The organism is Streptomyces sp. NPDC060366 (assembly GCF_042725135.1).
Lineage (GTDB): Bacteria > Actinomycetota > Actinomycetes > Streptomycetales > Streptomycetaceae > Streptomyces.
The window spans coordinates 1-26,199 of sequence record NZ_JBHXDC010000031.1 but is presented as its reverse complement, the minus strand read 5'-3'; the positions used below and the strand labels follow the sequence as shown (position 1 = coordinate 26,199).

The window sequence follows — 26,199 nt, the reverse complement described above, 5'->3', positions numbered from 1 at the left end:
GCCGATCCTCCAAGACATCGGATCACTCCGCAAGACCCCGTTCACACCCTGGACCGCGCCCGCCTCGTCGCGGCGACCGCCGCGCGTCGTCCGGGTGACCGCCGCGCTACCTCCGGGTGACCGCCGCGCTTCGTCCGGGTGGCCGCCGCACTTCATCCCAGTGGCCGCCGGTCCACGCCCGCGTCACGCCGCGGTGGCCAGCGCCCCCGCCGGAACATCCCGGTACAGGTAGGCCCGTTCCACGGCGGTCCAGGTGGTGCTCGTCACTACGTACAGCGCGGCGGCCAGCGGTACCACGCCCACCGTGATGAGCGTCGCGAAGGACATCAGCGGCATCAGTTTGGTCATGGCCCCCATCCCGGGCATCTGCTGCCCGTCCGCCCCTGCCGTCGGCATCGGCATGGCGGCCATCTGCTGCTTCGTACGCCGGTAGTTGAAGGTGGCGACGGCCACGACGATCGCGAACAGCGCGACGTACACCAGGCCCGCTCCCCCGAAGATCCCGCCGTCGGCGAGCGCGTCCTTCCAGCGGTCGCCGAGCGGCGCGGCGCCCAGGGAGTGGCCGAGCAGTTCGTTCGGCCGGCCGCCGATCTCCCGGCTGGAGAAGAGGTGGTACATCAGGAAGAACGCGGGGATCTGGAGCAGGCTGGGCAGGCAGCCCGCGAGCGGGGAGACCTTCTCCTTCTTGTGCAGCTCCATGATCGCCTTCTGGAGGCGTTCGGGGTTCTTGGAGTGCTTCTTGCGCAGGGCGGCGATCTGCGGCGAGAGCTTGGTGCGGGCCTTCTGGCCCCGGGCCGCGGCGCGGGAGAGCGGGTGGACCGCGAGCCGGACACAGGCGGTGAACAGGATGATCGCCACGGCGGTCGCGCCGCCCTGGAAGAGGGGCTGGAGCAGGTCGGCGAAGTGCCCGACCAAGGAGGCGAAGCCGGACAGGAAGACGGACATGGGTGAGCCCTCCGAGGGTCTCGTCGTGCCGGAAGGAAGGCGCGGCGCGGGTGCTTGGGCGCGGCGCGGTTCGGCATGACGACCCGCGTGGGGGTCGATCGCTCAGGAGATGGGGTGGCGAAGGCCCTACGCGGTCGTCAGGACGGGACGACCGGGCGCTCGGGGCCTGGTGCGGCCTCGGGCGTCGGGATCTCGCTGCGGCAGGAAGGCCGTTCGTTGCTCGCGGTCGCGGATCGCCGTACGGACCCGGGTGGGCGGCACGGCGGGCGCGCACCGGGCCGAGATGACGGCGGAGGCGGCGAACGCGGTGGAGGCCGCGGCGGTCGCGGCGAGTGCGACGGCGGCGGAGAGGCTGCCGGCGTCGACGAGGAGGATCTGGGCGAGGCCGAAGAACAGGAAGAACAGCGGGGCGGCGGGGCGGGGCAGCCGGGTGGCGCGTCGTAGGGCGCGTCGGATCATGGCCTGTTCCCCTCCTCGCTGTCGTGCCGGCGGTCTTCTCGGGGCTTCGGGGCCCTCCAGCCGTTATACACGATCCGTTTCGACGGGCAGAAGCAGGCGTCGGGGCGCGAGCAGCGCCCGGCTCACCGGATTGTCAGGGTCCGGATCGAGTCCGCGCCCCGGCAGCATCTCCACGTCGTGCGGCGGTACGGCGGTGCCGCAGGCCGGGCACTCTCCGTAGGAGCCGAGTTCGGTCCCGCAGGCGGCGTGCGTGAACACCCGCATCGGGAGGACGCCTTCGATGTGTTCGCGGCCCCAGAGGCCGAGGGAGCGCAGTACGGGCCAGAGCGCGAGGCCGCGCTCGGTCAGGACGTACTCGTCGCGCGGCGGCGACTGCTGGTAGCGCCGCTTCTCCAGGACGCCGGCACTCTCCAGGCTCTTGAGGCGGGTGGCGAGGACGGCTCGGGGGACGCCGAGGTGGGTGAGGAAGTCGTTGTAGCGGCGTACTCCGTAGAAGGCGTCGCGTACGACGAGCAGTGTCCAGCGCTCGCCGACGACCTCCAGCGCGCGGGCGATCGAGCACTGCTGGGTGGAGTAGTCCTTGCCGAGGGCCATGGGAGCACCTTAACAAAATCCAGGTTCAATGAATGAACCCACCATGCTACGGTCGGGTCCACCCCTGGGTTCATTCACCGAACCCTGGCCATCGAACCCGAAGGGTGTCGCCCCGCCATGTCCCCAGCACCCGTCTCCGCGAGCCCAGCGGCCTCCCCCGCCCGCGCTTCCGGCGCTCGCCACCGCGCCGGGGCCACGCTCGCGGTCACCAGCGCGGCCACGACCGTCGCGCTCATGAACTACACCGTCCCGATGCTCGCGCTCCCGGATCTGACCGCCGAATTCGGCACCGCGATATCGGCGCAGGCCTGGCTCCTCAACGGCGCCCCGCTCGGCCTCGCCGCCCTGCTGCTCGTCGCGGGCAGCCTCGCCGACGACTACGGCCGCCGCAGACTCTTCCTCGCGGGCACCCTCGGCCTCGCCCTCACCACCGGACTCGGCGCACTCGCCGGCTCCACGCTCACCTTCACCCTCGCCCGTATCGCGCAGGGCGCCTCCAGCGCCGCGATCATCGCCAGCAGCCTCGGACTGCTCGTACACGCCTTCCCGCCGGGCCCCGGCCGCATCAGGGCGACCGGCGTCTGGGGCGCGTTCGTCAGCGCGGGAATCGCCGCGGGACCGCTGCTCGCCGGCGGACTGGGCACGTACGGCTGGCGGCTGCCGTACGTCGCTCTCGCGGTGGCCGCGCTCGTCATCGCCGTCCCCGCCTTCCGTACGCTCGGCGAATCCCGCGCGCCACGCGGCGGCCGACCCGACCTGGCGGGCGCGGTCGTACTCTCCCTGGCCATGACCGCGCTGCTCAGCGCCCTGACGCTGGGCCGCGACGGATGGCTGCGTACGCCCGTCGTCCTGCTGCTGGTGGCCGCCGCCGTACTGACCGGCGTCTTCGCCGCCGTGGAGCGGCGCGGCGGCGCCCCGCTGATCGATCCGCGGCTGGTGGGCCGGCGGCCGTTCCAGGCGGCGACGTCCGGCGCGCTGTTCACGGGGCTGGCGGTGATCGGGCTGTTCAGCTACCTGCCCGCGCTGCTCCAGCGGACGCTCGGCATCTCCCCGATGGGCGCGGCCTGGCTGTTCGTGCTCTGGTCGGGCACGGCCTTCCTGGTCGCCCTCCAGGCCCGCCGCCTCGCGGGCCGCGTGGCCGCCCGCCACCAGCTCGCACTGGGCTTCGCCCTGCACGCGGCGGGTGCCCTGTCCATGCTCGGCGCGGTGGGCGCCGGGTCGTGGGAGCGGCTGGTGCCGGGACTCTTCGTCGCGGGCGTGGGCAGCGGCCTGCTGAACGCCGCCCTGCCCCGTCTGTCCGTCGAGTCCGTCCCCCAGGAACGCGCGGCGATGGGCTCGGGCGCGAACAACACGGCCCGCTACATCGGCTCGGCGGCCGGAGTCGCCCTGATGATCGCGGTGGCGACCTCGGCGGACACCCCGGAGCACGGCACGGACCTGGCGATCCTGGTGTCGGCGGGGGTGACGGTGCTCGGGGCGGCGCTCGTACTGGCGCTGCGCGACAGGACGGCGGCGCGGAGCTGAGCGACCGCTTACGTACGGCCGGGGCCCGCCCTCACCTCTGTCTCGAACACCCGCCGCCCCGACGGACGTACAGCAGTACGGTGTGGACCATGCGCCCCGACATCCCTGCCGATCACACTTCTGAAGCCGAGCGCCTCCTGCGCACAGCTGCCCAGTACCCCGAGGACCGCGAACCCCTGCTGCTCCAGGCCGCGGCCCACCTGGAACTGGCCGGCGCCCGCGACCGCGCCACCGGCCTCTACGACGACCTCCTCACCGGCGCCCCGGACCACCCCCACCTGGTGAAAGCGCTCAAGGCCGCGAACCTCTGGGAGTACGGCCACGAGGCGGAGGCCCGCGCGATCATCGAGGGCCTGCGCATCGCCGAACCGCTGGAGCCGGCGCCGTGGGAGATCGTGGCGGAGACGCTGGAGGCCCACGACGAACTCGAAGCGGCCCACGACTCCTACACCACAGCCCTGAACCTGCTCCTGACCCCGGGCGAGGAGGTCCCGTACTCCGCGGGCTCCCTCCTCCTCGGCCGCCACCGCCTGCGCCGACTGCTGGGGCTGGAGCACGACGACTGGGACGCCCTCGGCGACCAGGTGAACAAGACGACCGTCCCCCTCGACGAACTCCACGACCCCAAGCGCATCTGGGCCCTCGGCTCGGACAACCCGGCCGAACTCCAGGCCGAGATCGCGCGCCTGCGCGCCGAGTTGGGCTCGTACCGCTCGGCCCTCTCCCGCCCGTTCCCGGTCGCGGTCCTGCACTGGCCGGCCGCGGAACTGACCGAACTCCTCACGGCGTACCCGGGCCTGCGCACCGAGTACCCCTCCCGCGAGGCGCACCTCGCCCAACTGGAGTCGGCCCTACGCGAACTCGCCGCCACGGGCACCCCGAACCTGGGCATCGTGACGGGCACGGTCCCCTCCTACGAGGCCTTCGCCGCCTCCGAGGGCACCTCCCCCTCGGACCCGAACCTGCTCCCCCAGTACGCCACGACCCTGGCCGCCCGCGGCCGCGCCACCTCCTGGCCCCCGGCCCGCAACGCCTCGTGCTGGTGCGGCTCGGGGGTGGCGTACAGGGACTGCCACGGGGTGGGTTGACCTCTTTGCTGGGACCGCACTGCAAATGGTGGCGGCGAGACGTCCTGGAAGCACACACACGGGAGGGATCCGGGGCCACACCCGGCAGAAGATGGCCTCGACCCTCAAGCAAGAAGCCGCAACCGAGACTGGTCGCCAGTGCCTTAGCTTCGATCGGGTTAACCCAGGCATGAACGTCAGTCAACGCCGTCACTGTTGGCCCGACTCACGTCCCCCGTGATGGAACTATCCGTGCCAGGTCAGGCGACCGACCTATGAACGTGAGCGTCTCGACAGAAAACCCGTGATGGGCCGGGCGCCTGACCTGCCCATACGACCGCGTCCGGTGCGCATGCACGAGACACCGAGCACTGCAGCTAGCAACTAGCTGACCAGTTGCTTCAGCCTTGGACCAGATCAATGCATTCAGGTACGTAGCCACGCGAATCCCAGTATGCTCCATTCAACCGATCAAGTGACAATAGCTCAACTACCTCCTAGGGAAAGCTGATTAAGTGACTAATTCTTCGGCACAGTTCAAACGCTCCACCACCACGCAAGCTGCCGGTTGGTTTCTCGACCTGCAATCCTCCGGTCGACTCGACTTGAACCCGCCATATCAGAGGCGCAGCGTTTGGAACTTGACTTACAAACAGTTCTTCATCGACTCGTTGATCCGAAACTATCCAGCGCCTACCATTTTCCTCCAGGTTGATGTCTCGGTCGATCGCCCTATGACCTACCGCGTGATCGATGGCAAGCAACGACTGAGCGCACTTTTCGAGTTCCAAAGAGATGAGTTCACCACAGCCGAGGATTTGAATGATCTAGATCTCGGAAATAAGTACTATTCCGAGCTTCCGGAAGAGGTGAGGCTTGCACTTCTTGACTACGTTTTCAATGTTGAAAATATTAGGGGAGCTTCAGTCGCCGAGTTGAACGACGCTTTTGACAGACTCAATAGAAATGTTGCACGGCTCAACAAGCAGGAGTTGCGTCACGCCAAGTTTGATGGCGCATTCATTCGCAAAGTTGAGCAGTTGGCCGAGCACCCTTTTTGGACGGAAATCGGCCTCGTTACACCTGCACGTACCCGTCGCATGCAGGACGTAGAATACGTGTCCGAAATGTATATAATTTCGATGGATGGAATTAAGGAGGGTAAAGACTATCTCGATGACTATTACGCAGAGAATGACAGGGAAATCAAGAACGAGACAGACTCAGATGAGCACTTCATCGCCGTTCAAGATTATTTGAGGGACGTTAATTCATCGAGCCCTCTTCGAGGTAGCCGTTTTTCCAACGTGGCCGACTTCTACTCCCTGTGGGCTGCAATTGGTGATCTGCATCACGATGGTGAACTGCCGCAGCCAGACGAAGCTGGCGCTCGTTTGGAAAAATTCGCGGCCGAGATCGAAGATCAAAAAACGCGACGCTCTGTGCAGTATAGGATCGCCGCCGTGCAGGGATCCAACAAGAAAGCCAATAGAGAATCTCGAGCCAAGGTACTTCGCGACGTACTGGCAGGACTCTAATGCGTGCCGTCGTGTCTGCCTCCTTTCGAGGAACGTATAGCGAAATCGAGCAGTCTCTGGAAGTTGGCGCTGAATGGCTAGAAGCACGCCTTAAAGCAGATCTGCATGAATTCCGACCTGTAACTATACAGGTACGCGTCAAAGCAGCGGACTCAATATTTGCCAAATTGCAGAAGGGTGATTACGAGCGAATCTGGGACGTAGAGGACCTTGTGGCAGCTCGCGCCGTATTCCTTCACCCTTCGGATATTGCCTCCGCCATTGACTCTATCGAGGATAAATTTCCGACATTTGAGACCAAGAACGTGCAGGCCGGAAAACCTAACGATTTCAGGTATCAGCAACCCCATTTGATTGTTGGGTTTCCTCTGGACTACGTGGAGCGGCATCCAGAGCTGTCGGATGTAAAGATTGAATTGCAACTCACAACCTACATACAGCACGCATTGCAAGAGTCGACGCACGATGTCATCTACAAAGGCGCTCGGTTCTCTTGGAGAGAAGCTCGACTGGATGGTCGCTTGCGCGGATTGCTAGAAATCGTTGACGACGTGCTCGCCAACATTTCCAACGTGGCCCAAGTACACGAGGATCCCACATATGAACTTTTCGATAGGCGAAACGCTATTATTGACGCCGCACAGGGACTGTGGCAGCCAGAGCAACTTCCCACCGATATGAGGCGTTTCGCTATCACCATCGAGGGATTGATTGTGGCCGCTGGTGTCAGCGTCGACGAGCTTACTGAAATGGCAAAGTCCCATTCGGACCTCGTCGGCGCTCTGTCTCTTAATCCGATAGACAAGATCGTCGGCATCTTGTTGCGGGAGCGATTTGACAACCTGTTGCGGGGAATAAAAAGTCGCAAGCTCCTAATCTCTAGCGAACTCGAAGATATGGTGACCGAGGCCGGCAAGTGGCCTACACAAAAGCGAGTAATGCTTTCGTGACCGCGTGAGTTCCCGTTACCCAGCCTCGGCGACGTGCCCACCTGTCGGCGCTTGATTTGCGTTCGCCCGGCCTGCCTCTCGGCCTACGGCCAGGGCACTATCGCTAGTAGCCGCTCAGGGTCGACAGGGACTTCGATGAAGGGTCCCTACGGCTGCAACGCTGGAAGGTGAGAGCGTATTGATCCTCAATCTCGCTCATTACACACGCAAGCAAACTTCCTAGAAAACCTACCCGACCATTCCCCACCTATTAGCAGAGGGTGATCCATCCCAACCACTCCGGGTCTGCCATATCGACGCGATCCCCCGCTGTTCCAAATAACCCGAGTAGACACCTACATCTTCAGTGAAAAGACCTATGAGGTGAGGTTCGGGACGGCCTCGCTCTCGGTACAGGAAATGACTGTACTCGAAGAGCTGACCAACGGCATGACGAACCGCGTCGGTGGGGTTACCATCACGAACAACCTTCGCCTCAACGAGCCACTCATCGCCAGCACCTCGTTCTTCGTTCTGACGACGCAGAACGAGGTCTCTCGGGTGCATCAATCTGGTAGTGGGTGCGAAGCCGCGCGACGCGATATGAAGACCGAACGCAGCAATAAGTGCCTCATGATGGCGTCTCTTTATCTGCTGTTTAGCAGCGATTTTCGCGATGTAGTCAAAGCTATCTTTGGGTTGAAATCCGGCAAGCGGATCTTCCGGGCTCTCTACGTGACCATTAGATGCGTAACTCACTTCAAGCTGACTTTCTACTTCCTCGAACCACCACAGACGCTCAGCCACGGACGTGCGCTTGAGCGCGTCTGCGGCGTACACAAGATCGTCTCCCAGAACAGATTCCAGAGGTAGATCAGCCACGTCATATCGACGTGCAATCACACTCGCGGCTTCATAGGCTTTCGGTCGAGCAGCTCCGTGCCGTAGCTCGGGCTCGTCGACCCAATCGTTTCTGCGTCGCATAGCCACAGCCCGACGCAGTCGCGTCGCTTGACGCCGAAGGTGATCCTGGCGGGCTTGGCCCTTCCCGAGCCGGTGCTCAAGGTGAGTGATGCCCTGCTGAAGAGTGAGCGATACGGTCCGCAGATCGGCGCTGAAGATATAGGCCAGGTACAACCCTTCGCGAGCGGAACTGTTGATCTCAGGATCGAACACTCCAATCCAGGGAGTTGCGGCGGCGCTCGTTTGGCCCCCATAGCCCTTAGCGAACAGGGCTGTCGGCAGAGGCAGATCAGTTCGACTCTCAACCTCACGCAGCACACGTTGGCCAGCGACGTCCACCCTTGTCCCCTCGCTCGCGTCGTATGTACGAGCAATCTCTAGCAGCAAGTCACGTATCCCCATGCGGCAAATTTACGGCATGCAAGGCTCTGGGAGTTGCTAGTTGAACGCGCTGCGGGAGTCGGGCCGTTAGCCAGCTTCTAGCTCTGCCTCAAAGCGCGTCTGAGCTCGATCCAGGCTTTCGTCCGGGTCGCAGCCGTGGGCGCGGAGCCAGTGGAGCACGTCGGCGATCAGGTCGATCGCTGCTTTCTCGGCCACCGCCGCCGACAGCGGGGTCACCACTTCCGTCTCAGAGTTCTGAGCTGAGCCGTGACGGACGATGCTCATCTCAGCCTGCGCGACACGCGGGTTCTGCGGGCGCTCGTTCGACAGCTCCAGTCCCGTGGCCAACTCACACCACACCACCTTCGAGTCAGCGCGAGAGATGACACCCCAGCGGTGGGCCACCGCATCGAGGATCATCAGGCCCCGCCCCGACTCAGCGCCGGATGTGGGAGCGAGGAGCGTGGGCATCGCCCGCGTATCCGGGTCGCTCAGCTCAATGCGGAGGTGGGCGCCGTCCGTTGAGACCGCGAGGGTGACCGGAGTTCCAGGGCCGACGTGGTTGATTACGTTCGCCACCAGCTCCGATACGCAGATCTGAGCCACATCCTCCAGGTCCGACAGGCCCCACAGCGAGAGATGCAGTCGCATCGCCCGGCGCACTCGGGCGACCACGCGCGGCTCCGCCGTGAACGGCACCTCCCACGGTCGCCGCTGCACGCAACCACTCTCCTGATAGATGGCCATACCCCTGCTCCTCCCGCCGGCGACCCACGTCGTCGCACTCGATTGAGCCAGTCGTGACGTTCCGTCACTCGCCATGACAGAATGACAGCGAGTATCCCGCCATGCAATGTGCACGAGGGGATTAGCTCGAACGAGTGATTGGCGTGAGCGCTCGCTTCCTATGGGATAGAACCCCCGTTACCTCAAGAGGAGTTGAAGTGGCCGGATCACCCACCGCACGACGTCGGCGCCTGGCGATCGAGCTCAGGAAGTTGCGCGATGAGAGCGGGATGACCTGCAACCAGGTCGGCAAGGAGCTGGACTGGAGCGGTTCCAAGGTCAATCGCATGGAGACGGGCCAGGGGCGGGTGCAGCCCTCGGATGTGGAAGCGCTGTGCCGCTTCTACGGGACGTCGGACGAACTGCGGGAGTTGCTGAAGGGGCTCGCCAAGGAGTCGAAGATCAAGGGTTGGTGGCACGCGCACGGTGATGCCGTGCCCTCGTGGTTCTCGGTGTACGTGGGACTGGAACAAGCGGCCAGCAACTTGCACACCTACCAGGGTGAGTTCATCCCTGGTCTGTTGCAGACACCTGAGTACGCCACCGCCCTGAGCCGGGTAACGCCCGACCAGGACCATGACGAGATTCCACGCCAGGTCGACGTACGCATGCGCCGCCAGCAGCTGCTGTCGGAGAGCAAAGCTCCCGACTTCTGGGCGGTGATTCACCAGAGCGCCCTCATGCATGTGATTGGCGGTAGACAGGTGATGGCAGGCCAGCTCGAACGTATGCTGGATATCGGGCAGCAACGGAACGTGACGGTGCAGGTCCTGCCGTACGACGCGGGCGCTTACCCGACCACCGGCCCCTTCACCGTCCTTGGCTTTCCTGAGCAGGAGGATCCAGATGTGGTGTATCGAGAGGGTCTGACCGACTCGGTGTACCTCGAACTCCCAGCGGACGTACGGATCTACACGAAAGCCTTCGACCACTTCAGGGCCCTCGCCCTGAGCCCTCAGCGATCAGCCGCATTGATCCGTTCAGCCTTGGAGGAGCACTCCCGATGACTTCGTCCCCCGCCACACCTCAGTGGCGAAAGAGCAGCTACAGCAACGGAGCCGGCGGCGAGTGCGTCGAGGTCGCCGATCTGGCCGGTATAACCGCCGTACGTGACTCGAAGGTGCCCGCAGGGCCTCGGATCGCCATACGGCACGCCGCGTGGGCCGGCTTCGTCGGCGCGCTGCGTACGTCCCGCCTTTCCTGACCGAGGTCGCCTTCGGCACTCCCGGTAAGCACGACTCCGGTCGCCGTGGTATGCGGCACGTTTTAGCCTGGATGTGATGACATCCGTTCGCTTGGCTGAGAGGAGTGATCGCCATGACGGGCCGGAGCCGGAGCGAGGTCGAGTCGGAGATCAAGGAGACGCTCGGTCTCGTGCCGCATTTCTTGGCTCAGATACCCGAGGAGATGCTGGACGCCGAGTGGGAGATCTTCAAGAGGATCGAACTCGGCGAGACGCTTATCCCCAACAAGTACAAGGAGCTGATGGGGATAGCGTTGCACTCTGAGACGAAGTGCCGTTACTGCACTCTCTTCCACACGGAGGCCGCGAAGATGTTCGGGGCCACCGACGAGGAGATTCAGGAAGCGGTCCTCTTCGCGAAGAACAGCGTCGGCTGGAGCGCGTACCTCAACGGTAGCCGTCAGAACTACGACCAATTCGCGGAGGAACTCGGGCAGATGAAGGACTACATGGCTTCGAAGGGTTGAGACCATGCGTCTTGAGTGGGCCCGGCCGGGTGTCGTGCGGGCGACCGCGCACGCTTACGAGCTCGCCGCGCTGGTGTCCGCCGCGCGGCTGGTTGCCGAGTCCGCGTCACCCGAGATTCCTCCGGGGACGTTGGAAGATCTCCGTCAGATTCTCGATGACTACGACGCCCAAGTGGCGCGTCTGCGTGAAGCGCCGTTCCCTGGGGACGGCGCCTGAGCGCAGGCGCTCCCGCGAGTGACAGGTGCCGTTGCCAAAGTGGCTGCGGCATCTGATGTCGGCGCAGGCAGCGATTTCAACCGCCGACCCGAGGAAGCACGTTGTCAGCACGGCACGACATGGACGTGGAACGTGAGCTGTGGAATACCTACGCCGAGAGCAGCGCCAAGGGCGATGTGCTCGACGGTGAGCCAGTCTTTCGCTGGACTCAGTACGCCGGTCACGGGCCGGGAGTTGAGTTGTTGGGAGAGCCCGAATCCGTGCTTGAGCTCGGTTGTGGCACGGGGCGTGCCGTGGCCTTTCTCGCTCAGCGGGGTGTGAAGGCGACCGGGGTCGATCTCTCCCCCGTCATGGTCGAGCGTGTCGCTGTGCGCTGGGGGCATACGGGCGCGCGGTTCATCTGTGCCGGTGCTCTCGATCATCTTCAGGAGAGTGCGGAGACTTATGACGCCATCTACTCGATCTTCGGGGCTGTCTGGTTCGCCGATCCCGTACGGCTGCTTCCCCTGATCGCTCAGCGTCTCAACCCGGGAGGGGTTCTCGTCTTCTCGCATCCCCCGGCCATCCCCGGAGCCTACGGAGCTCAAGGGATGTACAAGGGCGGCTTCGCCGGCAAGGCGATGTTCACCTATCGGTACAGCTACACACCTCGAAAGTGGCTCAGTCTGCTCAGCCGGAGCGGATTCGCGCATGCCGAGGCGGAGGTCCTGGATGCTCCGAAGCCCGGTCACATCGGGACGCTCGTCGTACGCGCCGCGAGGTGTCAGCTGTAGTCGTCCGGGTGGTCCTGCATCCAGAGGTTGATCTTGTCGCGGGTGCTGATGAGTTCCGTGCGGTGTTTTTCCAGGTTCGGCGTGGATGTGTCGTCGGCCAGGGTCTTCCAGAGCTTGGACGTCAGTTCCAAGGGCTCCTTGAAGTGGCCCGGTCCCTTCGGGTCCGCCTTCATGGCCGCGTCGAGGCCGGTCAGTTCGTCGTGGACGCGGCCGAGGAAGTAGTCGCAGTCGCCCGGGGCGCAGTTGTCGTCCAACGTGGCCTGGAGCGTGGCGAAGGCGTCGCGGACCGCCTCGACCGGGGGTGTCGTGGCGTCGGGCGTCGGTTCGGCGTTGGCGGGGTCCGCCGGGGCCGTCCGGGGTGGGGAGGACGCTCCTGCGTCTTTGCGGGGTGGGTCCTCGGAGCTGGAGCAGGACAGCAGCGTCGCCGCCAGGAAGACAACCAGTGCGGCGGCGCCGCGACCTCGGCCTATGAGCATGTGGGCCCCCCTCGGGCTCGATCCGGTTGAGCTTAGCCATCACGGCATCTCAGCGGCGGAGAACGACTGTTGGCCGGGTCGGGCCCGTGGTGGCGAGGTGGAGTTTGGTGAGGACCGCGGAGATCAGTTCCTGTGGGTGGTCGCGGACCAGGGACGGGGTCACGCTCAGGACCGATACGCCGTGGGCTTCCAGAAGGAGGCGGCGGCGGAGGGTGGCCCGGTATTCCGTGATGCCCAGGTGGTACTCCGCCGAGTCGACCTCCAGCGCGACGCCCTCGTAGGGCCAGTAGGCGTCCGGGCGGGCCAGGAAGCTGCCGGTCGGGGTGTGGAGGGTGGGGTTCCAGAGGGGGTCGGGGATGCCGGCGCGCAGCAGGGTGTCGCGGGTCTCGCCCTCGGCGATGGAGCGGATGCCTACGCGGAGGTCGTCCAGCACCGCGCGGACCGCAGGGTTGCGCAGGGCGTGGGACGCGTGGAGTTCGGCGCGGAGGTCGTCCGGGTGGCAGCGGCCCTTCTGGACCGTGCTCACCAGGAGCGCGCGGACGCGGTCGGGTGAGGGCTCGTGCGCGGCGAAGTCGGAGGCCGCTCTGACCGCGCGGACGCAGGGGATGCCCTCGCCGCGGAGGGTCGGTGGCCAGCGGCGGGTGGGGTGGAGGCGGACGTACGACCGGTCCCGGAGCCGGCGGCCCGCGTCGACCAGGACGTCGGCCCGGTCGGCGCGGGCGCCGCGTACGCCGTAGATGGCCAGGACCGCCTCGCCCGTCAGGACGGCCGTACGGCCCGACATCACGGACGCGCCCCGCGCCGCGAACAGGACGGCCGCCAGCAGCTGTTGCCAGACGTCCGGCTTGCCCGTCTGTATCAGGACGACCCCGGGCAGCAGCCTCTGCCAGCTGCCGCCCGGTGCGCAGCGGCGGGCCGCCGTGCTGGTGGCCAGGCCGGTGGCGCGCAGTTGTCCGGAGGTCGCCAGCCGCATCTGCGTGCGGGCGAGGCGGTCGATGGCCGCGGTGTCTGCTGTCGTGGGTGTCGGCATGGGCGAGTTCTGCCCACTCGTGACTCTGCGTAGCGAGAATCGCGGAATGTTGTTGCTTTGTGTGGTGTGGGGCGCGTTCAAGGCCCGTTCAAAGCCCGTTCAGTGCAGGAACTCCGCGATCAGCGCGTGCAGTTCCGCCGGTCCGTCCAGGTGTACGTCGTGCCCCGCCCCCGGCACGGCCGCGACCCGCGTCCCCGCCGGGCGGCGTACCCGCATCTCCTCGGCCTCCGCCGCCGGCATGGCGCCCGCCTCACCCCGCACCACCAGCGTCGGGCAGCGCACCTGGTCCCACTCCCGCCAGAACGAACGGACGGCGCTCTCCGCCACGCAGCCCACCATCACGTCCCGGTCGACACGCGGATACAGACCGTCGGGACGGACCTCCAGGCCCGCCGCCCAGGCCAGGCCCGCCGGACCGCCGCCGAAGAAGCGCACCGCCTCGTCGGCGGAGGCGAACGGGACCGGCCACGAGTCCAGCCAGGTCCCGATCTTGCCGGGCAGTTCGGGGGCGGGGCCCCTCGGCCCGGCCTCCACCAGGACCAGCGCGCGGACGAGATCCGGGTGGGCGGCGGCGGTGAGCAGGGCCGTGAGCCCGCCGAGGGACTGGCCGATCAGGACCGGGCGGTCCAGGGCCAGTTGCTCGACGACGGCTACGACGTCCCGTACGTGCGCGGCGCGCGACACATCCTCAGGAAGGCGGTCGCTCGTGCCGTGCCCACGCGCGTCGTAACCGACCATGCGGTGGCCGGGGCCGAGCAGGCCCGCGAGTACGTCCCACTCCGCCGTGTGGCCCGCGAGGCCGTGGAGCAGCAGGACGGGGACGGCGGGCTCGGTGGGTCGCGCGGAGGGCTCCCGCCCGTACTCCGTACAGGCCAGCCGTACGCCGTCGCCCGTCGTGATCGTCGTGTGGCGCGCTCTCGGCAAGAAGTTCACCCCTTCGCTGAACGCCTCCGTACAACAGTGCGTATTAGAGAGCACTCCCCCATGGTTGCTGGGTGTGTGGGCCGGACAAACAGGGTCCGGTTCACACACCCAGCTCTGTCCGGCCCAGTGCCGTGACCGGCAGACATCGCCGGGAGGGGCATTAGGTCAGCGCGTGCGAGATCGTGTAGATCAGCAGGCCCGCCAGGGCGCCCACGACCGTGCCGTTGATGCGGATGAACTGGAGATCGCGGCCGATGTGCGCCTCGATCTTCTTGGACGTGTGCTTGCCGTCCCAGCTCGCGACCGTCTCGGAGATCAGTGACGTGATCTCGCCCCGGTACGTCGTCACGACGTAGTCCGCCGCGTCCTCCACCCAGCCCTCCAGCTTCCGCTGGAGCCGGCCGTCCGTCGCCAGGCGGGCGCCGAGCGAGAGGAGGGAGGCGCGGGCGCGCAGGCGCAGTTCGCTGCGGTCGTCCTCGGCCGCGGCGATGATCATCGCGCGTACGGAGGACCACGCCGACGCGATGATGTCCTGCACCTCGGGGCGGGCCAGCAGGTCCGACTTGAGGCGTTCGACGCGGGCCCGGGTCTCCGTGTCCGACTGGAGGTCGGAGGCGAAGTCCCGGAGGAAGCGGTCGATCGCGCCGCGCGCCGGGTGGGTCGGCATGTCGCGCATCTCCGTGACGAAGCGCAGCAGTTCCTTGTAGACGCGGTCGCCGATCCTGCGGTCGACGAAGCGCGGTGTCCAGCCCGGCGCGCCGCCCTGCACCGCGTCCATGACCGAATCGCCGTGCTCGACCAGCCAGTCGTGCCCGCGGGCGCAGATCAGGTCGACGGCGCGGTGGTGGGCGCCGTCGTCGACGACGCGCGCCAGCATCTTCCCTATGCCGGGGGCGATCTCGGCGGCGTCCGCGCGGCGGGTGATCGCCTCGCCGACGACGGCCTGGACGTCGCTGTCCCGCAGGACGGTCAGCGCGCCGCGCAGAGCCGTGGAGAGTTCGGCGGTGACGCGGTCCGCGTGGGCGGGCTCGGCGAGCCAGGCGCCGAGCCGGCCGCCGATGCCCAGCCCGCGCAGCCGGGTCCGTACGACGTCGGAGGAGAGGAAGTTCTCTCCCACGAACGAGCCCAGCGACGCGCCGAGTTGGTCCTTCTTGTTCGGGATGATCGCGGTGTGCGGGATGGGCAGGCCGAGCGGATGGCGGAACAGCGCCGTGACGGCGAACCAGTCGGCGAGCGCACCCACCATGCCGGCTTCGGCCGCCGCCGCGACGTAGCCGGGCCAGCCGGTGACGCCCGAGTTCTCCGCCCAGGTGGCGAGGATGTAGATGACCGCGACGAACAGCAGCAGGCCGGTCGCGGTGGTCTTCATACGGCGGACGCCGCGCCGCTTCTCCTCGTCGGCGGCGGTGAATCCGAGGGAGCCGAGCGGGGAGAACGGCGGGCGCTTTCCGGGGCCGGAGCCTGAACCGGGGCCTGAGCCGCCAGAGCCGGAGCCGGAGCCCGAACCGGACCCGGACCCGGAACCCGCACCCGTACCGGAGGAGCCTGAGCCCTGCTCGGGGCCCGGAGGGGAAGTGATGGCCTTCGCCGACCTGCCCGCGCGAGCGGGCTCGGAGGAAGCCCCCTCCGTACGAGCGGCGTCACTCCCCGCCGCGTCCGCATCGGCGCCACCGACCCCGGGCACGGACCGTTCGGGCGCGGACCGCTCGGGCGCGGACCGCTCGGGCGCCGACCCGTCCGCGTCCGCCCCCGTACCTCTCGCCCTGTCCGGATCAGCCGGATCGCGTCGTTCCATTCAGTCCACCCATCCACATACGTGCCGCCGTGCCGCTGTCCCACCGAGCCCTCGTCGCGTACCCGAATCCGGCCCGCCGGCGGACCCTTGCCCACCCGTACGCATTGTCCCTACCTCTGGTACTCCCGGGGCGCATCCCGAGTTCCCGCGTCATGCCGGATGATGTCCTTTGTACGTAGGTGAGGGAGACACGGGGGACATGAACAGACAACGGGGATTCGCCCTGCTCGCGGGCCTTCTGGCGGTAGTGGCGCTGGTGTGCGCCACGATATTCGTCGGGGTCGGCGCGCTGGGCGGCGGCGGGGGCCGCGACGAGAGCAGCAGTGACCAGGCGGCCGCATCCGGAAACGGGGCGGGCGGACGCGGCCGTACGTCCGTGGGATCCGCCGCGCCCGCGTCCGCCGACGCGTGGGTCGGGACCTGGGCCGCCGCGCCGGCCGGGATCGAGCCGGGCGTACCGAACGGCCACGTCGGCCGTTCCATCCGTAACGTCGTGCACACGAGCATCGGCGGCACCGCCGCCCGCATCACCCTCTCCAACCTCTTCAGCCGCGAGGCCCTGCTGATCGGCCGCGCCTCGATCGCCGTCGCCGAGCACAAGGAGGACGCCGGGGCCGCCGTCGGCACCATGCGTCTCGTCACCTTCGGTAAGAGGACGTCCGTAGTCGTCCCGCCGGGCGGGCGTGTCGTCAGCGATCCCGTACGGCTCCAGGTGGCGCCCGACACCGACCTGCTGGTGACCGTCTACACGCCGGCGCCCGGCGGCCCCGTCACCTACCACCCGCGAGCCCTGCGGACCTCGTACACCGCGCTGGGGGACCGTACGAGGGACGTCAGCGGCACCGCGTACATCGAGCGCGCCTCGGTCTGGCGCTACCTCACCGCCGTCGACGTGCTCAACCGGCAGGCGCGGGGCGCGGTCGTCGTCATCGGTGACTCGATCACGGACGGCATCGGCTCCTCGTACGACACCGACCGCCGCTGGACCGACACGCTGGCGGACCGGGTGCGCGGCAGCGGTCTGGGGGTGCTCAACGCGGGCATCAGCGGCAACCGGCTCCTGCGGCAGAGCCTCGCCGTGGGCAAGGGGCCGAGCGGCGTCTCCCGCTTCGGGCGCGACGTCCTGGACCGGGCGGGCACCGAGGCCGTCTTCGTCGAGCTGGGCATCAACGACATCATCCGGGAGCCGCACGAGATGGATCCGGACCGGATCACGGCCGGTCTGAAGGCCCTCACCAGGCAGGCGCACGCCCGGGGGCTGCGGGTCGTCGGGTCGACGCTCACGCCCTTCGGCGGCAACCCGCGCCACACCGACGAGCTGGAAGCCGTACGGGACCGGGTCAACGACGCCATCAGGTCGGGCGACGTCTTCGACCGGACCGTCGACTTCGACCGGCTGCTGCGCGATCCGTACGCCCCCGACCGGCTGCGGCCCGAGTACGACTCCGGCGACGGTCTACATCCGAGCGACGCCGGCTACCGGGCCATGGGGCGCTTCGTGAAACTGGGCGATCTGGTCGGCAAGGAGCCCGCCCAGCTCTGAGCCGGGGAGGCCGGAGGCAGCAGATGGGAGACGGGGGCGGGGGGACGGGAACGAAGCCTGGTCGCGCGGCTCGTGGGCCGCGCTCGTCCTCAATCGCCGGACGGGCTCGGAAGCCCGCTCAGTCCAGTTCCTTGCGGAGCCTGTTCTTCTCCAGCTCCGCCTTCTTGCGCTCCTCCTTGAGACGGCGCTTCTCCGCCGCCCTCATCTTCCGCTCCACGCCCACGCCGCCCATCATCGAGAACCCGGTGATGATCACCCGAGGCGATCCGGGACTCACGTCGGTCGCCTCGCCGCTCTCCCCGAAGCCGCCCATGATCCCGAAGCCGCGCACCGTGACATCCATGTCCGGCGGTACGGTGACATGGACACCGCCCATCAGCGTGAAACAGCGGATGACCACGTCACGCTGCTCGAACTGGGCCTCGCGCAGATCGATCTCGCCACCGCCCATGCAGACCGCCGCGACGAACTTCGGGCCGACCGTCCACGAGCCCTTGCGGTTGAATCCGCCCCAGATGGCGAGGGCCCACTTGGACGTCGCGGGGCCCCGGCCGACCTTCGCCGCCCACCGCCCGCGCCCGTCACCGTCGTCGGTCCGCGCCAGACCGGTCGTCGTCGCGCCCACCGCGGGCAGGTCGCGCACGAGCGGCTCCAACTCGCCGTGCGTACGGGCCTTGTACGTCGCGTCGAGACGGGTGTCGAACTCCGCCATGTCGATGCGCCCCTCGGCCACGGCCTCGCGCAGCAGTTCGGCAACGCGCTCGCGCTCGGCGTCGGAGGCGCGCATCTCGGGAAGTTCACTCGTCATACGCTCAGCCTAGTCAAAGGTGAGTCGGACGTCACAGGGCTGTGCCCGTACCCCCACAGACCGCCACAGCGCCGCCCCTCACAGCGCCGATCGCTCCGCGGGCTCCGGGACCTTCCTCCTGGAGAGCATCTTCGCGATGACGGACTCGATGTCCGGCTCCCGCACCGACAGGTCCATCAGCGGATACTCCGCCGCGATCCGCGCCACCAGCGGCGCAGCCGACTCCGCCGCCGGGAAGGCCAGCCACTGGCGCGGCCCCTCCACCTTCACCACCCGCGCCCCCGGCAGCTCGACCGGCGGCAGCTCCCGTTCGAGGTCGACGACCAGCGTCCGCTCGCTCGCGCCCACCTCGTGCAGTCCGGCGAGCGCCCCGTCGTACATCAGCCGGCCGTGGTCGATGACCATGACCCGCTCGCAGAGCTGCTCGATGTCGGTGAGGTCGTGCGTGGTCAGCACCACCGTCGTACTGCGCTCCGCGTTCAGATCCCGCAGGAACTCGCGGACCCTGGCCTTGGAGATCACGTCCAGGCCGATCGTCGGCTCGTCGAGATACAGCACCTCGGGGTCGTGCAGCAGCGCCGCCGCGATGTCGCCGCGCATCCGCTGGCCGAGCGAGAGCTGCCGTACGGGGACCTCCAACAGCTCGCCCAGTTCGAGCAGTTCGACGCAGCGCTCCAGATTCTCCCGGTACCGCCTGTCCGGGATGCGGTACATCCGGTGCACCAGCCGGTAGGAGTCGATCAGCGGCAGGTCCCACCACAGGGTCGTGCGCTGGCCGAACACCACGCCGATCCGGCGTGCCAGCGTCGTACGCTCCCGCGACGGGTCGATGCCGGCGACCCGCAGCCGGCCCGCGCTCGGCGTCAGGATGCCGGTGAGCATCTTGATGGTGGTGGACTTGCCGGCGCCGTTGGGGCCGATGTAGCCGACCATCTCGCCGCGTGCCACGCGGAAGGTGATGCCGTCGACCGCGCGCACCTGGTGCTTCTCGCGGCGCAGCAGGCCCGCCCTTCGCCGGACGTCGAAGACCTTCTCGACGCCGTCCAGTTCGATGAGGCCGGAGCCGTCCGAATCCATGTCCCTCACGTATCCCTCTCCAGTCCGAAGTGCCGCCCCGCGCCTGCTGCCCGTCGCCCCTCGCCCCTCGCCTCAGCTTCCTGTGCTGCGGTACGTACGCAGCCCCACCCGCCACGCCAGTCCCGCCAGCACACAGCACCCCACCGCCACCAGCGGCGGCAGGAACGCCACCCAGTCCGGCAGCCCCAGCGGATCCTCACGGTCCATCACGTACAGCGCGGGCAGCCAGTTGACGAAGGCCAGCGGCACCATGAACGTCACCCCGCGCACCAGGTCCTTCGCGAAGACCGTCGGCGGGTACTGGAGCAGCGTGGTGCCGCCGTACGTGAAGGAGTTCTGCACCTCGGCCGCGTCCTGCGCCCAGAACTGGAACGCCGCGCCCGCGACGAACACCGCTGCGAAGATCGTCGCGCCGCTGAGCAGCATCATCGGGATCATCGCGATCTTCAGCGGCGTCCAGGCGATGTCCAGTGTCGTCAGCGCGTATCCGAGCACCAGCAGGCCCTGGGTGATGCGGCCCAGCCGCCGCAGCGCGAAGCGGTCGGCCGCGACCTGCGCGAGCACCGGCACCGGCCGGACCAGCAGGGTGTCCAGGGTGCCGTCCCTGACCCGGCGGCCCAGCCGGTCCATGGAGCCCATGCACAGATCGGCCAGGCCGAAGGCCGCGCCCGCGGAGCCGTACAGGAAGGCGACCTCGGGCAGCGAGTAGCCGCCCAGCTGGTCGACGTGGGAGAACATCAGCAGGATCGCGACGAAGTCGAACGCGGTCGCGGCGAAGTTCCCGAAGGCCGTCATGGCGAACGACGCGCGGTAGGTCATCGTCGACCGCACCCACATGGCCACGATCAGACCGTACGCGCGCAGCCCCTCCCACAGGAGCGAGCGCGACCACTCAACGGTGGCCGTCTCCACGCTCCGGGCGGCCACATCCGTACCCACACCGTCGTCAGCCACCCTGCACCACCACCCGTCGTGTCGCCACGGACTGGATCAGCCGCCCGAGCGTCAGCAGCGCCAGCGCCCAGCCGGCCTGGAAGGCGAACGCCCCGAGCAGCCCCCACCCGGTGTGACGGCCGAGGAGGACGTCCGCCGGCACCTGGAGCAGCGACGACCACGGCAGCGATCTCGCGATCTCGCCGAGCAGACCGGGGAAGAGCGTCAGCGGCAGCAGCATCCCGGAGAAGAACAGCCCCACCAGGAAGGTGATCTGCCCCACGCCCGCGCCGTCCATCAGCCAGAAGGCCGACAGGGCGACCAGGAAGCGTACGGAGAAGCTGACCACGACCCCCAGGAACACGGAGAGGAGGAAGGCGAGCCACGTCAGGGGGTTGTCGGGCAGCGCCAGGTCGAAGGCGAGCGCGCCGAGCGCCATCGGTACGATCCCGCGCCCCATCAGATGGAAGGCGGCACGCCCCAAGTCGCTCGCCAGCCACCACAGTTGGAGATCCGCCGGCCGGTAGAGATCGATCGCGATGTCGCCGGTGCGGATGCGCTCCATCAGCTCGTCCTCGAAGCCGCCGCCCATCATGGCGCAGGTCATCAGGAGCGCCTGGCCGAGCCATACGTAGGTCAGGGCCTGCGAGAGGTCGTAGCCGCCGAGCTGTGGCCGCTGTTCCCAGAGGGCAGTGTAGGTGTACGCCACGATGAAGCCGAAGACGGTGTTGGTGAACACCCCGGCGGCCGTGGCGGTCCGGTATGTCGCATGGCGGCGGAAGCCACCCGCGGCGACGACCGCGTACAGACGCACGTCAGCACTCCCCCTCAGGCCCGTTACGTGTGATGTCCCCGCGCCGTTCCCGCTGTACGGCACCAAAGCGCACGACCCTAGCCCAAGGGGGTCAGCCACCGCGAGCGGTTATCCGGTCGGCGGCCTCGCGCCGGTCCGACCGTGTTTCATGGTGCCTCAGATGAATCACCCGAATAACCCGTAACGCCCGATATGAAACCCGGTCGAGGAGCCTCCGTACACATGAGCGACGCGCAGCAGCAGGGCTGGTCCCCGCGCGACCCGACGGACCGCGGCTCCGGCACGGGGGCCGGGGGCCCCGGCGCCCGCGACGGCAGGGGCGCCCGCCCGGGGGCCGGCCGCAAGGGGCGCAAGGGGCGCCGCAGGCGCACCGGCTGGCGCCGGATCCTGCCCACCTGGCGGATGCTGCTCGGCACGTTCCTGACCTGCGCGTTCATCCTCATCGGCGGTTTCATCAGCGGCTACACCCTCGTCAAGATCCCGCCCGCCAACGTCGCGGCCGTCGCCCAGTCCAACGTGTATCTGTACGAGGACGGCAGCCAGCTCGCACGCGACGGCGAGGTCAACCGCGAGAACGTGCCCCTCTCCCAGATCCCGTCACACGTCCGCCGCGCCGTACTGGCCGCCGAGGACCGGGACTTCTACAACGAACCCGCCGTCGACCCCCAGGGCATGGCCCGCGCCGCCTGGAACACGATGACCGGCAAGGGCACGCAGGGCGGCTCCACCATCACCCAGCAGTACGTGAAGAACTACTACCTCGCCCAGGAACAGACCGTCGTGCGCAAGGGGAAGGAGTTCTTCATCGCGATCAAGCTCAACCGCGAGGAGAGCAAGGCCCAGATCCTGGAGGGCTATCTCAACACCAGCTACTTCGGGCGCAACGCGTACGGCATCCAGGCCGCCGCGCATGCCTACTACGGCAAGGACATCCAGGACATCGACACCGCCGAGGGCGCCTTCCTGGCCGCGCTGCTCAACGCGCCCAGCGCGTACGACGTGGCCGTGCACCCGGAGAACAGGCCGCACGCGGAGGGCCGTTGGAACTACGTCCTGGACGGCATGGTCACCGAGAAGTGGCTCTCCCCCGCCGACCGGGGCGCCCTGGCCTTCCCGATGCCCGGCGAGGCCAAGCCGTCCACCGGTCTCTCCGGACAGCGCGGCTACATCGTCCAGGCGGTCGAGGACTACCTCACCAAGAACAAGATCATCGACGACAGCACCCTCGCCAGCGGCGGCTACCGGATCACCACCACGCTCCAGCGGCCGAAACAGAACGCCCTCGTCGAATCCGTCGACGAACAGGTCATGTCGAAGGTCGACGCCAAACGCGCGGCCGACCGCAACGTGCGGGTCGGCGGCGTCTCCATCGACCCCGCCACCGGCGGGGTCGTCGCCATGTACGGCGGCGTCGACTACACCCGGCAGTACGTCAACAACGCGACCCGCCGCGACTACCAGGTCGGCTCCACCTTCAAGCCGTTCGTGTTCACCGCCGCCGTCGAGCACGACTCGCACACCCAGGACGGCGAACAGATCACCCCCAACACCGTCTACGACGGCACCAACAAACGCATGGTGGAGGGCCCCGACGGGCCGACCGGCTACGACCCCGCCAACGAGGACGACGTCAGTTACGGAGACGTCACCGTCAGCGAGGCCACCGACAAGTCCGTCAACTCCGTGTACGCGCAGATGGCGCAGGACGTCGGCCCCACGCGGGTCCGCAGCACCGCGGTCGACCTCGGCATCCCCGACGACACCCCCGACCTCACCGCGTCGCCGTCCATCGCCCTCGGCCCGGCCACCGCGAGCGTGCTCGACATGACGGAGGCGTACGCGACGCTCGCCAACCACGGCGCGCACGGCACGTACACGATGGTCACGAAGATCACCAAGGACGGCAAGACCGTCGAACTGCCGCGCCGGAAACCGGGACAGGCCGTCAGCCGCCAGGCCGCCGACACCACCACGGCGATCCTCCGGAGCGTCGTGGAGGACGGCACGGGCATGGCGGCCCAGTCCGCGAACCGGCCGGCGGCGGGCAAGACGGGGACGGCGGAGGACGACAAGGCGGCCTGGTTCGCCGGCTACACGCCCGACCTCGCGACCGTCGTCGCGATCATGGGCGCGGACCCCAAGACGGCCCAGCAGAAACCGCTGTACGGCGCGCTCGGTCTGACCCGCGTCAACGGCGGCGGGCCGCCCGCGCAGATCTGGGGCCAGTTCACGGCGGCGGCCCTCGAAGGCACCGAGGCCACGGAGTTCGAATTGACCCTGGAGGACGGTGTGGAGGACATCTCCCCGCCGGACGACGAATCGGGCTCGCCCGAAGAGCCGTCGTCGCCGGGGCAGTCGGAGGACCCCGGCGAATCGGGTGAGCCCGACGCACCGGGCGGGCCCTCCGGACAAGACGCGGGCGCGGCGCAGGGACAGAACGAAGGCGCCGACACGGGTGGGAACCAGGGCCAGTCGCAGGGCCAGACGCCGGGTGGCACCAACGGCGGCGGTACGGACGGGGGCCAGGGCGACGGGGGGACGCAGGGTCAGGACCAGGGGCAGTCGAACGGTCTGACCGACGGGCTCATCGGAGGCGGCGGCGGAGCCGACAGCGGGGGCGGTGCGGCGGACGGAGGCACGGGCAACGGCTCGCCCCGCGCCCTGCGCCCGCGACAGTGACGCCCGAGCCGCCCCGATGGTCCGGTTCACCCTCGATCGCCGGACGGGCCGCGCGGCGGCCCGCCCGACGATCGATACCGGGCTCGGCCCAAGAGCCGCGCTGCCCGGCCAACGTTTCCGGCGCAGGACCTAGGGTCTGTCGTTCGGATCTTGCCGGGCTCGCGGCCCCTGGCACGCACACCCGCCGCGTTGCCGTCGGTCGCCAACGCTCCGCGTTGTCTCCCTCCTCCGCCTTGCGACCGCACGCACCAACGCGGACATCAGCCGCCGGCGCGGCGGGCACTCCCTGATCCGGCCTGATCCAAACGACAGGCCCTAGTGGCCCGATGTCGCCTTCAGGCCCACCACGGCCACCAGCAGCAGACAGACGAAGAAGATCCGCGCGGCGGTCGCCGGCTCGCCGAGTGCCACCATGCCGACGACAGCCGCGCCGGCCGCGCCGATGCCGACCCACACGCCGTACGCCGTACCGATCGGGAGCGTCTTGGCGGCCTGCGAGAGCAGCACCATGCTGACGACGATTCCGGCACCGGTGAACAGGCTCGGCCACAGCCGGGTGAACCCTTCGGTGTACTTCATCCCGATCGACCAGCCGACTTCGAGCAGACCGGCGATTATGAGCAGGACCCAGGCCATGACAGCACCTCCGAGCGAAACGCGAACAAGGGGTGCGTCGTCTTTCGATTGACCCGGTACGGCGCGTCTCGTCGGGGTCCCTCAAACGTAGCAAAGAGACGGCGGAAGGGCCCGGTGACTATGGTCACCGGGCCCTTCCGCCGTCTGCCGTGTTCGGTCCTCTAGAGGTACAGCCCCGTGGAGTCCTCCGACCCCTCGAAACGGTCGGCCGCCACCGCGTGCAGGTCGCGTTCCCGCATGAGCACGTAGGCCACGCCCCGCACCTCGACCTCGGCACGGTCCTCGGGGTCGTACAGCACCCGGTCCGCGGGCTCCACCGTCCGCACGCTCTGGCCCACCGCGACCACCTCGGCCCAGGCGAGGCGCCGTCCGACGGCGGCGGTCGCCGGGATGACGATGCCGCCGGACGAACGCCGCTCGCCCTCGGGGATGTCGGTCCTGACCAGCACCCGGTCGTGCAGCATCCGGATGGGCAGCTTGTCATTGGAGGTGTCGAGGGAGTTGTCGCTCACGCCCACGAACCTACCCGCCCGAACCCCCGCCCCACGACGGGCCCCGGCTCAGAGCCGGCGACGGCGCGCCGACATCGTGAGCAGGCCGACCACACCGACGACCACCAGAGCGATCGGGACGAGCCGCTCCAGCCGCGGAGCGCCGTCGTCCGAGACGAACTTGTGCTTCACACCCGTCACCGTGCGATTCACCGCGACATACGCCTTGCCCGCGGTCTGGTCCACCCGGGAAACCAACCGGGCCTTCGCGTCGCCCATGATCGTCTGCGGGTGCACCCGCACGCCGATCTCGTCGAGCGTCTCGGCGAGCTGGTCGCGCCTGCGGACGATGTCCGCCTCGATCTGCGCAGGGGTCCTGGCATCCGACACCGCGCTGCCTCCGTCGTCGTGTCCGGTTGGTTGATCCTTCGATCCTTCGCTTTCACCGACAGTCTGTCAGCTCGGCCGCTCTCGCACCCCGCGGCGCCCCTACTACGCTCGGCCCGATACACCTGGGCGCCCTGCCCGCCCCCGTACCGAGGAGAACCATGAGCGAGCGACTTCAGCCGGGCGACACCGCCCCCGCCTTCACCCTGCCCGACGCGGACGGCAACGACGTATCGCTCGCCGACCACAAGGGACGCAAGGTCATCGTCTACTTCTACCCGGCAGCGCTTACCCCCGGATGCACCAAGCAGGCCTGCGACTTCACCGACAACCTCGACGTGCTGGCCGGCGCGGGCTACGACGTCATCGGCGTCTCGCCCGACAAGCCCGAGAAGCTCGCCAAGTTCCGCGACAAGGAGAACTTGAAGGTCACCCTGGTCGGCGACACCGACAAGGCCGTCCTCACCTCGTACGGCGCCTTCGGCGAGAAGAAGCTCTACGGCAAAACGGTGACGGGCGTCATCCGCTCGACCGTCATCGTCGACGAGGAGGGCAAGGTCGAGCGCGCGCTGTACAACGTCCGGGCCACCGGCCATGTCGCGAAGATCATCAAGGATCTCGACATCTAGGGCCTGTCGTTTGGATCAGGCCGGATCAGGGAGTGGGGTCTGGTGCGTGCGAGCGCAAGGCGGAGGAGGGAGACAACGCGGAGCGTTGGCG

Annotated in this window: 28 protein-coding genes, 1 pseudogene and 1 riboswitch; of the genes and pseudogenes, 13 read left to right on the top strand and 16 right to left on the bottom strand. The window is 68.0% G+C overall.

The genetic code is table 11. The features are described 5' to 3' along the window. Window positions 1-183 precede the first annotated feature (183 nt). From ACFWHU_RS36920 to ACFWHU_RS36910, 3 genes are all read right to left on the bottom strand, one after another. The gene (locus tag ACFWHU_RS36920) at window positions 184-945 is read right to left on the bottom strand and encodes a YidC/Oxa1 family membrane protein insertase (protein ID WP_385803343.1); all 762 of its coding nucleotides are present in this window, start codon (window positions 943-945) and stop codon (window positions 184-186) included. A 126-nt stretch (window positions 946-1,071) separates the two neighbouring features. After that, window positions 1,072-1,404, bottom strand: a complete 333-nt coding sequence (locus tag ACFWHU_RS36915; RefSeq protein WP_385803341.1) for a DUF6412 domain-containing protein — start codon at window positions 1,402-1,404, stop codon at window positions 1,072-1,074. A gap of 63 nt (window positions 1,405-1,467) precedes the next feature. Next, on the bottom strand, window positions 1,468-1,998 hold the full coding sequence (locus ACFWHU_RS36910) for a winged helix-turn-helix transcriptional regulator (RefSeq protein ID WP_385803339.1): 531 nt from the start codon (window positions 1,996-1,998) through the stop codon (window positions 1,468-1,470). A 117-nt stretch (window positions 1,999-2,115) separates the two neighbouring features. On the opposite strand from ACFWHU_RS36910, the gene ACFWHU_RS36905 reads away from it, so the two are divergent. From ACFWHU_RS36905 to ACFWHU_RS36885, 5 genes are all read left to right on the top strand, one after another. Then, complete coding sequence (locus tag ACFWHU_RS36905; RefSeq protein WP_387230545.1) at window positions 2,116-3,522, top strand: MFS transporter; 1,407 nt, start codon at window positions 2,116-2,118, stop codon at window positions 3,520-3,522. Between the two features lie 89 nt (window positions 3,523-3,611). Beyond that, entirely contained in the window at window positions 3,612-4,610 is a 999-nt protein-coding gene (locus ACFWHU_RS36900) for an SEC-C metal-binding domain-containing protein (protein ID WP_387230543.1), read from the top strand. Window positions 4,611-5,104: 494 nt separating this feature from the next. Further along, a complete protein-coding gene (locus ACFWHU_RS36895; RefSeq protein ID WP_385803334.1) occupies window positions 5,105-6,127 on the top strand; it encodes a DUF262 domain-containing protein in 1,023 nt (340 codons plus the stop codon). Beyond that, window positions 6,127-7,077 (top strand): hypothetical protein, encoded by a 951-nt coding sequence (locus ACFWHU_RS36890; RefSeq protein ID WP_385803332.1) that lies wholly within the window; start codon window positions 6,127-6,129, stop codon window positions 7,075-7,077. The genes ACFWHU_RS36895 and ACFWHU_RS36890 overlap by 1 nt, the downstream gene beginning before the upstream one ends. A 399-nt stretch (window positions 7,078-7,476) precedes the next feature. Beyond that, window positions 7,477-7,929 carry a hypothetical protein gene (locus tag ACFWHU_RS36885; RefSeq protein WP_387230581.1) on the top strand — a complete coding sequence of 151 codons (453 nt, stop codon included), beginning with the start codon at window positions 7,477-7,479 and terminating at the stop codon, window positions 7,927-7,929. Between the two features lie 21 nt (window positions 7,930-7,950). Here the strand turns inward: ACFWHU_RS36885 and ACFWHU_RS36880 are convergent. Then, window positions 7,951-8,421: pseudogene (locus ACFWHU_RS36880) on the bottom strand (MrcB family domain-containing protein); the annotation flags it as partial. Between the two features lie 66 nt (window positions 8,422-8,487). Continuing rightward, window positions 8,488-9,147 (bottom strand): ATP-binding protein, encoded by a 660-nt coding sequence (locus ACFWHU_RS36875; protein ID WP_385803330.1) that lies wholly within the window; start codon window positions 9,145-9,147, stop codon window positions 8,488-8,490. 197 nt (window positions 9,148-9,344) lie between these two features. Here ACFWHU_RS36875 and ACFWHU_RS36870 point away from each other — a divergent pair, with 197 nt between their 5' ends. From ACFWHU_RS36870 to ACFWHU_RS36850, 5 genes are all read left to right on the top strand, one after another. Beyond that, window positions 9,345-10,193, top strand: a complete 849-nt coding sequence (locus ACFWHU_RS36870) for a helix-turn-helix domain-containing protein (protein WP_387230541.1) — start codon at window positions 9,345-9,347, stop codon at window positions 10,191-10,193. Beyond that, window positions 10,190-10,390, top strand: a complete 201-nt coding sequence (locus ACFWHU_RS36865; RefSeq protein WP_385803326.1) for a DUF397 domain-containing protein — start codon at window positions 10,190-10,192, stop codon at window positions 10,388-10,390. The genes ACFWHU_RS36870 and ACFWHU_RS36865 overlap by 4 nt, the downstream gene beginning before the upstream one ends. A gap of 113 nt (window positions 10,391-10,503) precedes the next feature. After that, a complete protein-coding gene (locus ACFWHU_RS36860) occupies window positions 10,504-10,896 on the top strand; it encodes a carboxymuconolactone decarboxylase family protein (RefSeq protein ID WP_385803324.1) in 393 nt (130 codons plus the stop codon). A gap of 4 nt (window positions 10,897-10,900) precedes the next feature. Further along, window positions 10,901-11,113 carry a hypothetical protein gene (locus ACFWHU_RS36855; protein WP_385803322.1) on the top strand — a complete coding sequence of 71 codons (213 nt, stop codon included), beginning with the start codon at window positions 10,901-10,903 and terminating at the stop codon, window positions 11,111-11,113. Between the two features lie 119 nt (window positions 11,114-11,232). Then, window positions 11,233-11,886 carry a class I SAM-dependent methyltransferase gene (locus tag ACFWHU_RS36850; RefSeq protein ID WP_387230538.1) on the top strand — a complete coding sequence of 218 codons (654 nt, stop codon included), beginning with the start codon at window positions 11,233-11,235 and terminating at the stop codon, window positions 11,884-11,886. On the opposite strand, the gene ACFWHU_RS36845 is transcribed toward ACFWHU_RS36850, so the two are convergent. From ACFWHU_RS36845 to ACFWHU_RS36830, 4 genes are all read right to left on the bottom strand, one after another. After that, window positions 11,877-12,362 carry a hypothetical protein gene (locus ACFWHU_RS36845; RefSeq protein WP_387230536.1) on the bottom strand — a complete coding sequence of 162 codons (486 nt, stop codon included), beginning with the start codon at window positions 12,360-12,362 and terminating at the stop codon, window positions 11,877-11,879. The genes ACFWHU_RS36850 and ACFWHU_RS36845 overlap by 10 nt on opposite strands. A 49-nt stretch (window positions 12,363-12,411) precedes the next feature. Then, window positions 12,412-13,392, bottom strand: coding sequence for a hypothetical protein (locus tag ACFWHU_RS36840; RefSeq protein WP_387230534.1), 981 nt, complete (start codon window positions 13,390-13,392; stop codon window positions 12,412-12,414). A 99-nt stretch (window positions 13,393-13,491) separates the two neighbouring features. Beyond that, window positions 13,492-14,316, bottom strand: coding sequence for an alpha/beta fold hydrolase (locus tag ACFWHU_RS36835; protein WP_387230532.1), 825 nt, complete (start codon window positions 14,314-14,316; stop codon window positions 13,492-13,494). 160 nt (window positions 14,317-14,476) lie between these two features. Continuing rightward, window positions 14,477-16,111 carry a DUF445 domain-containing protein gene (locus tag ACFWHU_RS36830; protein ID WP_387230530.1) on the bottom strand — a complete coding sequence of 545 codons (1,635 nt, stop codon included), beginning with the start codon at window positions 16,109-16,111 and terminating at the stop codon, window positions 14,477-14,479. Between the two features lie 199 nt (window positions 16,112-16,310). Here ACFWHU_RS36830 and ACFWHU_RS36825 point away from each other — a divergent pair, with 199 nt between their 5' ends. Next, window positions 16,311-17,654 (top strand): SGNH/GDSL hydrolase family protein, encoded by a 1,344-nt coding sequence (locus tag ACFWHU_RS36825; protein WP_387230528.1) that lies wholly within the window; start codon window positions 16,311-16,313, stop codon window positions 17,652-17,654. Window positions 17,655-17,772: 118 nt separating this feature from the next. Here the strand turns inward: ACFWHU_RS36825 and ACFWHU_RS36820 are convergent, their stop codons facing one another. From ACFWHU_RS36820 to ACFWHU_RS36805, 4 genes are all read right to left on the bottom strand, one after another. Continuing rightward, the gene (locus tag ACFWHU_RS36820) at window positions 17,773-18,462 is read right to left on the bottom strand and encodes a DUF1707 domain-containing protein (protein ID WP_385803311.1); all 690 of its coding nucleotides are present in this window, start codon (window positions 18,460-18,462) and stop codon (window positions 17,773-17,775) included. Between the two features lie 78 nt (window positions 18,463-18,540). Then, a complete protein-coding gene (locus ACFWHU_RS36815) occupies window positions 18,541-19,539 on the bottom strand; it encodes an ATP-binding cassette domain-containing protein (RefSeq protein ID WP_387230577.1) in 999 nt (332 codons plus the stop codon). A 72-nt stretch (window positions 19,540-19,611) separates the two neighbouring features. Continuing rightward, window positions 19,612-20,466 carry an ABC transporter permease gene (locus ACFWHU_RS36810; protein ID WP_387230575.1) on the bottom strand — a complete coding sequence of 285 codons (855 nt, stop codon included), beginning with the start codon at window positions 20,464-20,466 and terminating at the stop codon, window positions 19,612-19,614. A 19-nt stretch (window positions 20,467-20,485) separates the two neighbouring features. Continuing rightward, a complete protein-coding gene (locus ACFWHU_RS36805) occupies window positions 20,486-21,286 on the bottom strand; it encodes an ABC transporter permease (protein WP_387230526.1) in 801 nt (266 codons plus the stop codon). Window positions 21,287-21,508: 222 nt separating this feature from the next. Here ACFWHU_RS36805 and ACFWHU_RS36800 point away from each other — a divergent pair, with 222 nt between their 5' ends. Next, on the top strand, window positions 21,509-23,965 hold the full coding sequence (locus ACFWHU_RS36800) for a transglycosylase domain-containing protein (protein WP_387230524.1): 2,457 nt from the start codon (window positions 21,509-21,511) through the stop codon (window positions 23,963-23,965). Between the two features lie 315 nt (window positions 23,966-24,280). Here ACFWHU_RS36800 and ACFWHU_RS36795 read toward each other — a convergent pair whose 3' ends face one another. From ACFWHU_RS36795 to ACFWHU_RS36785, 3 genes are all read right to left on the bottom strand, one after another. Continuing rightward, window positions 24,281-24,601 carry a DMT family transporter gene (locus tag ACFWHU_RS36795; RefSeq protein ID WP_387230522.1) on the bottom strand — a complete coding sequence of 107 codons (321 nt, stop codon included), beginning with the start codon at window positions 24,599-24,601 and terminating at the stop codon, window positions 24,281-24,283. Between the two features lie 31 nt (window positions 24,602-24,632). Next, window positions 24,633-24,704, bottom strand: a riboswitch (guanidine-III (ykkC-III) riboswitch). Between the two features lie 58 nt (window positions 24,705-24,762). Beyond that, window positions 24,763-25,065 carry a co-chaperone GroES gene (locus tag ACFWHU_RS36790; protein WP_189107154.1) on the bottom strand — a complete coding sequence of 101 codons (303 nt, stop codon included), beginning with the start codon at window positions 25,063-25,065 and terminating at the stop codon, window positions 24,763-24,765. Window positions 25,066-25,161: 96 nt separating this feature from the next. Next, window positions 25,162-25,482: a DUF3618 domain-containing protein gene (locus ACFWHU_RS36785; protein ID WP_387230520.1), complete on the bottom strand. Its 321-nt coding sequence runs from the start codon at window positions 25,480-25,482 to the stop codon at window positions 25,162-25,164. 158 nt (window positions 25,483-25,640) lie between these two features. Here ACFWHU_RS36785 and bcp point away from each other — a divergent pair, with 158 nt between their 5' ends. Beyond that, a complete protein-coding gene (gene bcp, locus ACFWHU_RS36780) occupies window positions 25,641-26,108 on the top strand; it encodes a thioredoxin-dependent thiol peroxidase (protein WP_385799543.1) in 468 nt (155 codons plus the stop codon). The last annotated feature ends 91 nt before the right edge of the window (window positions 26,109-26,199 follow it).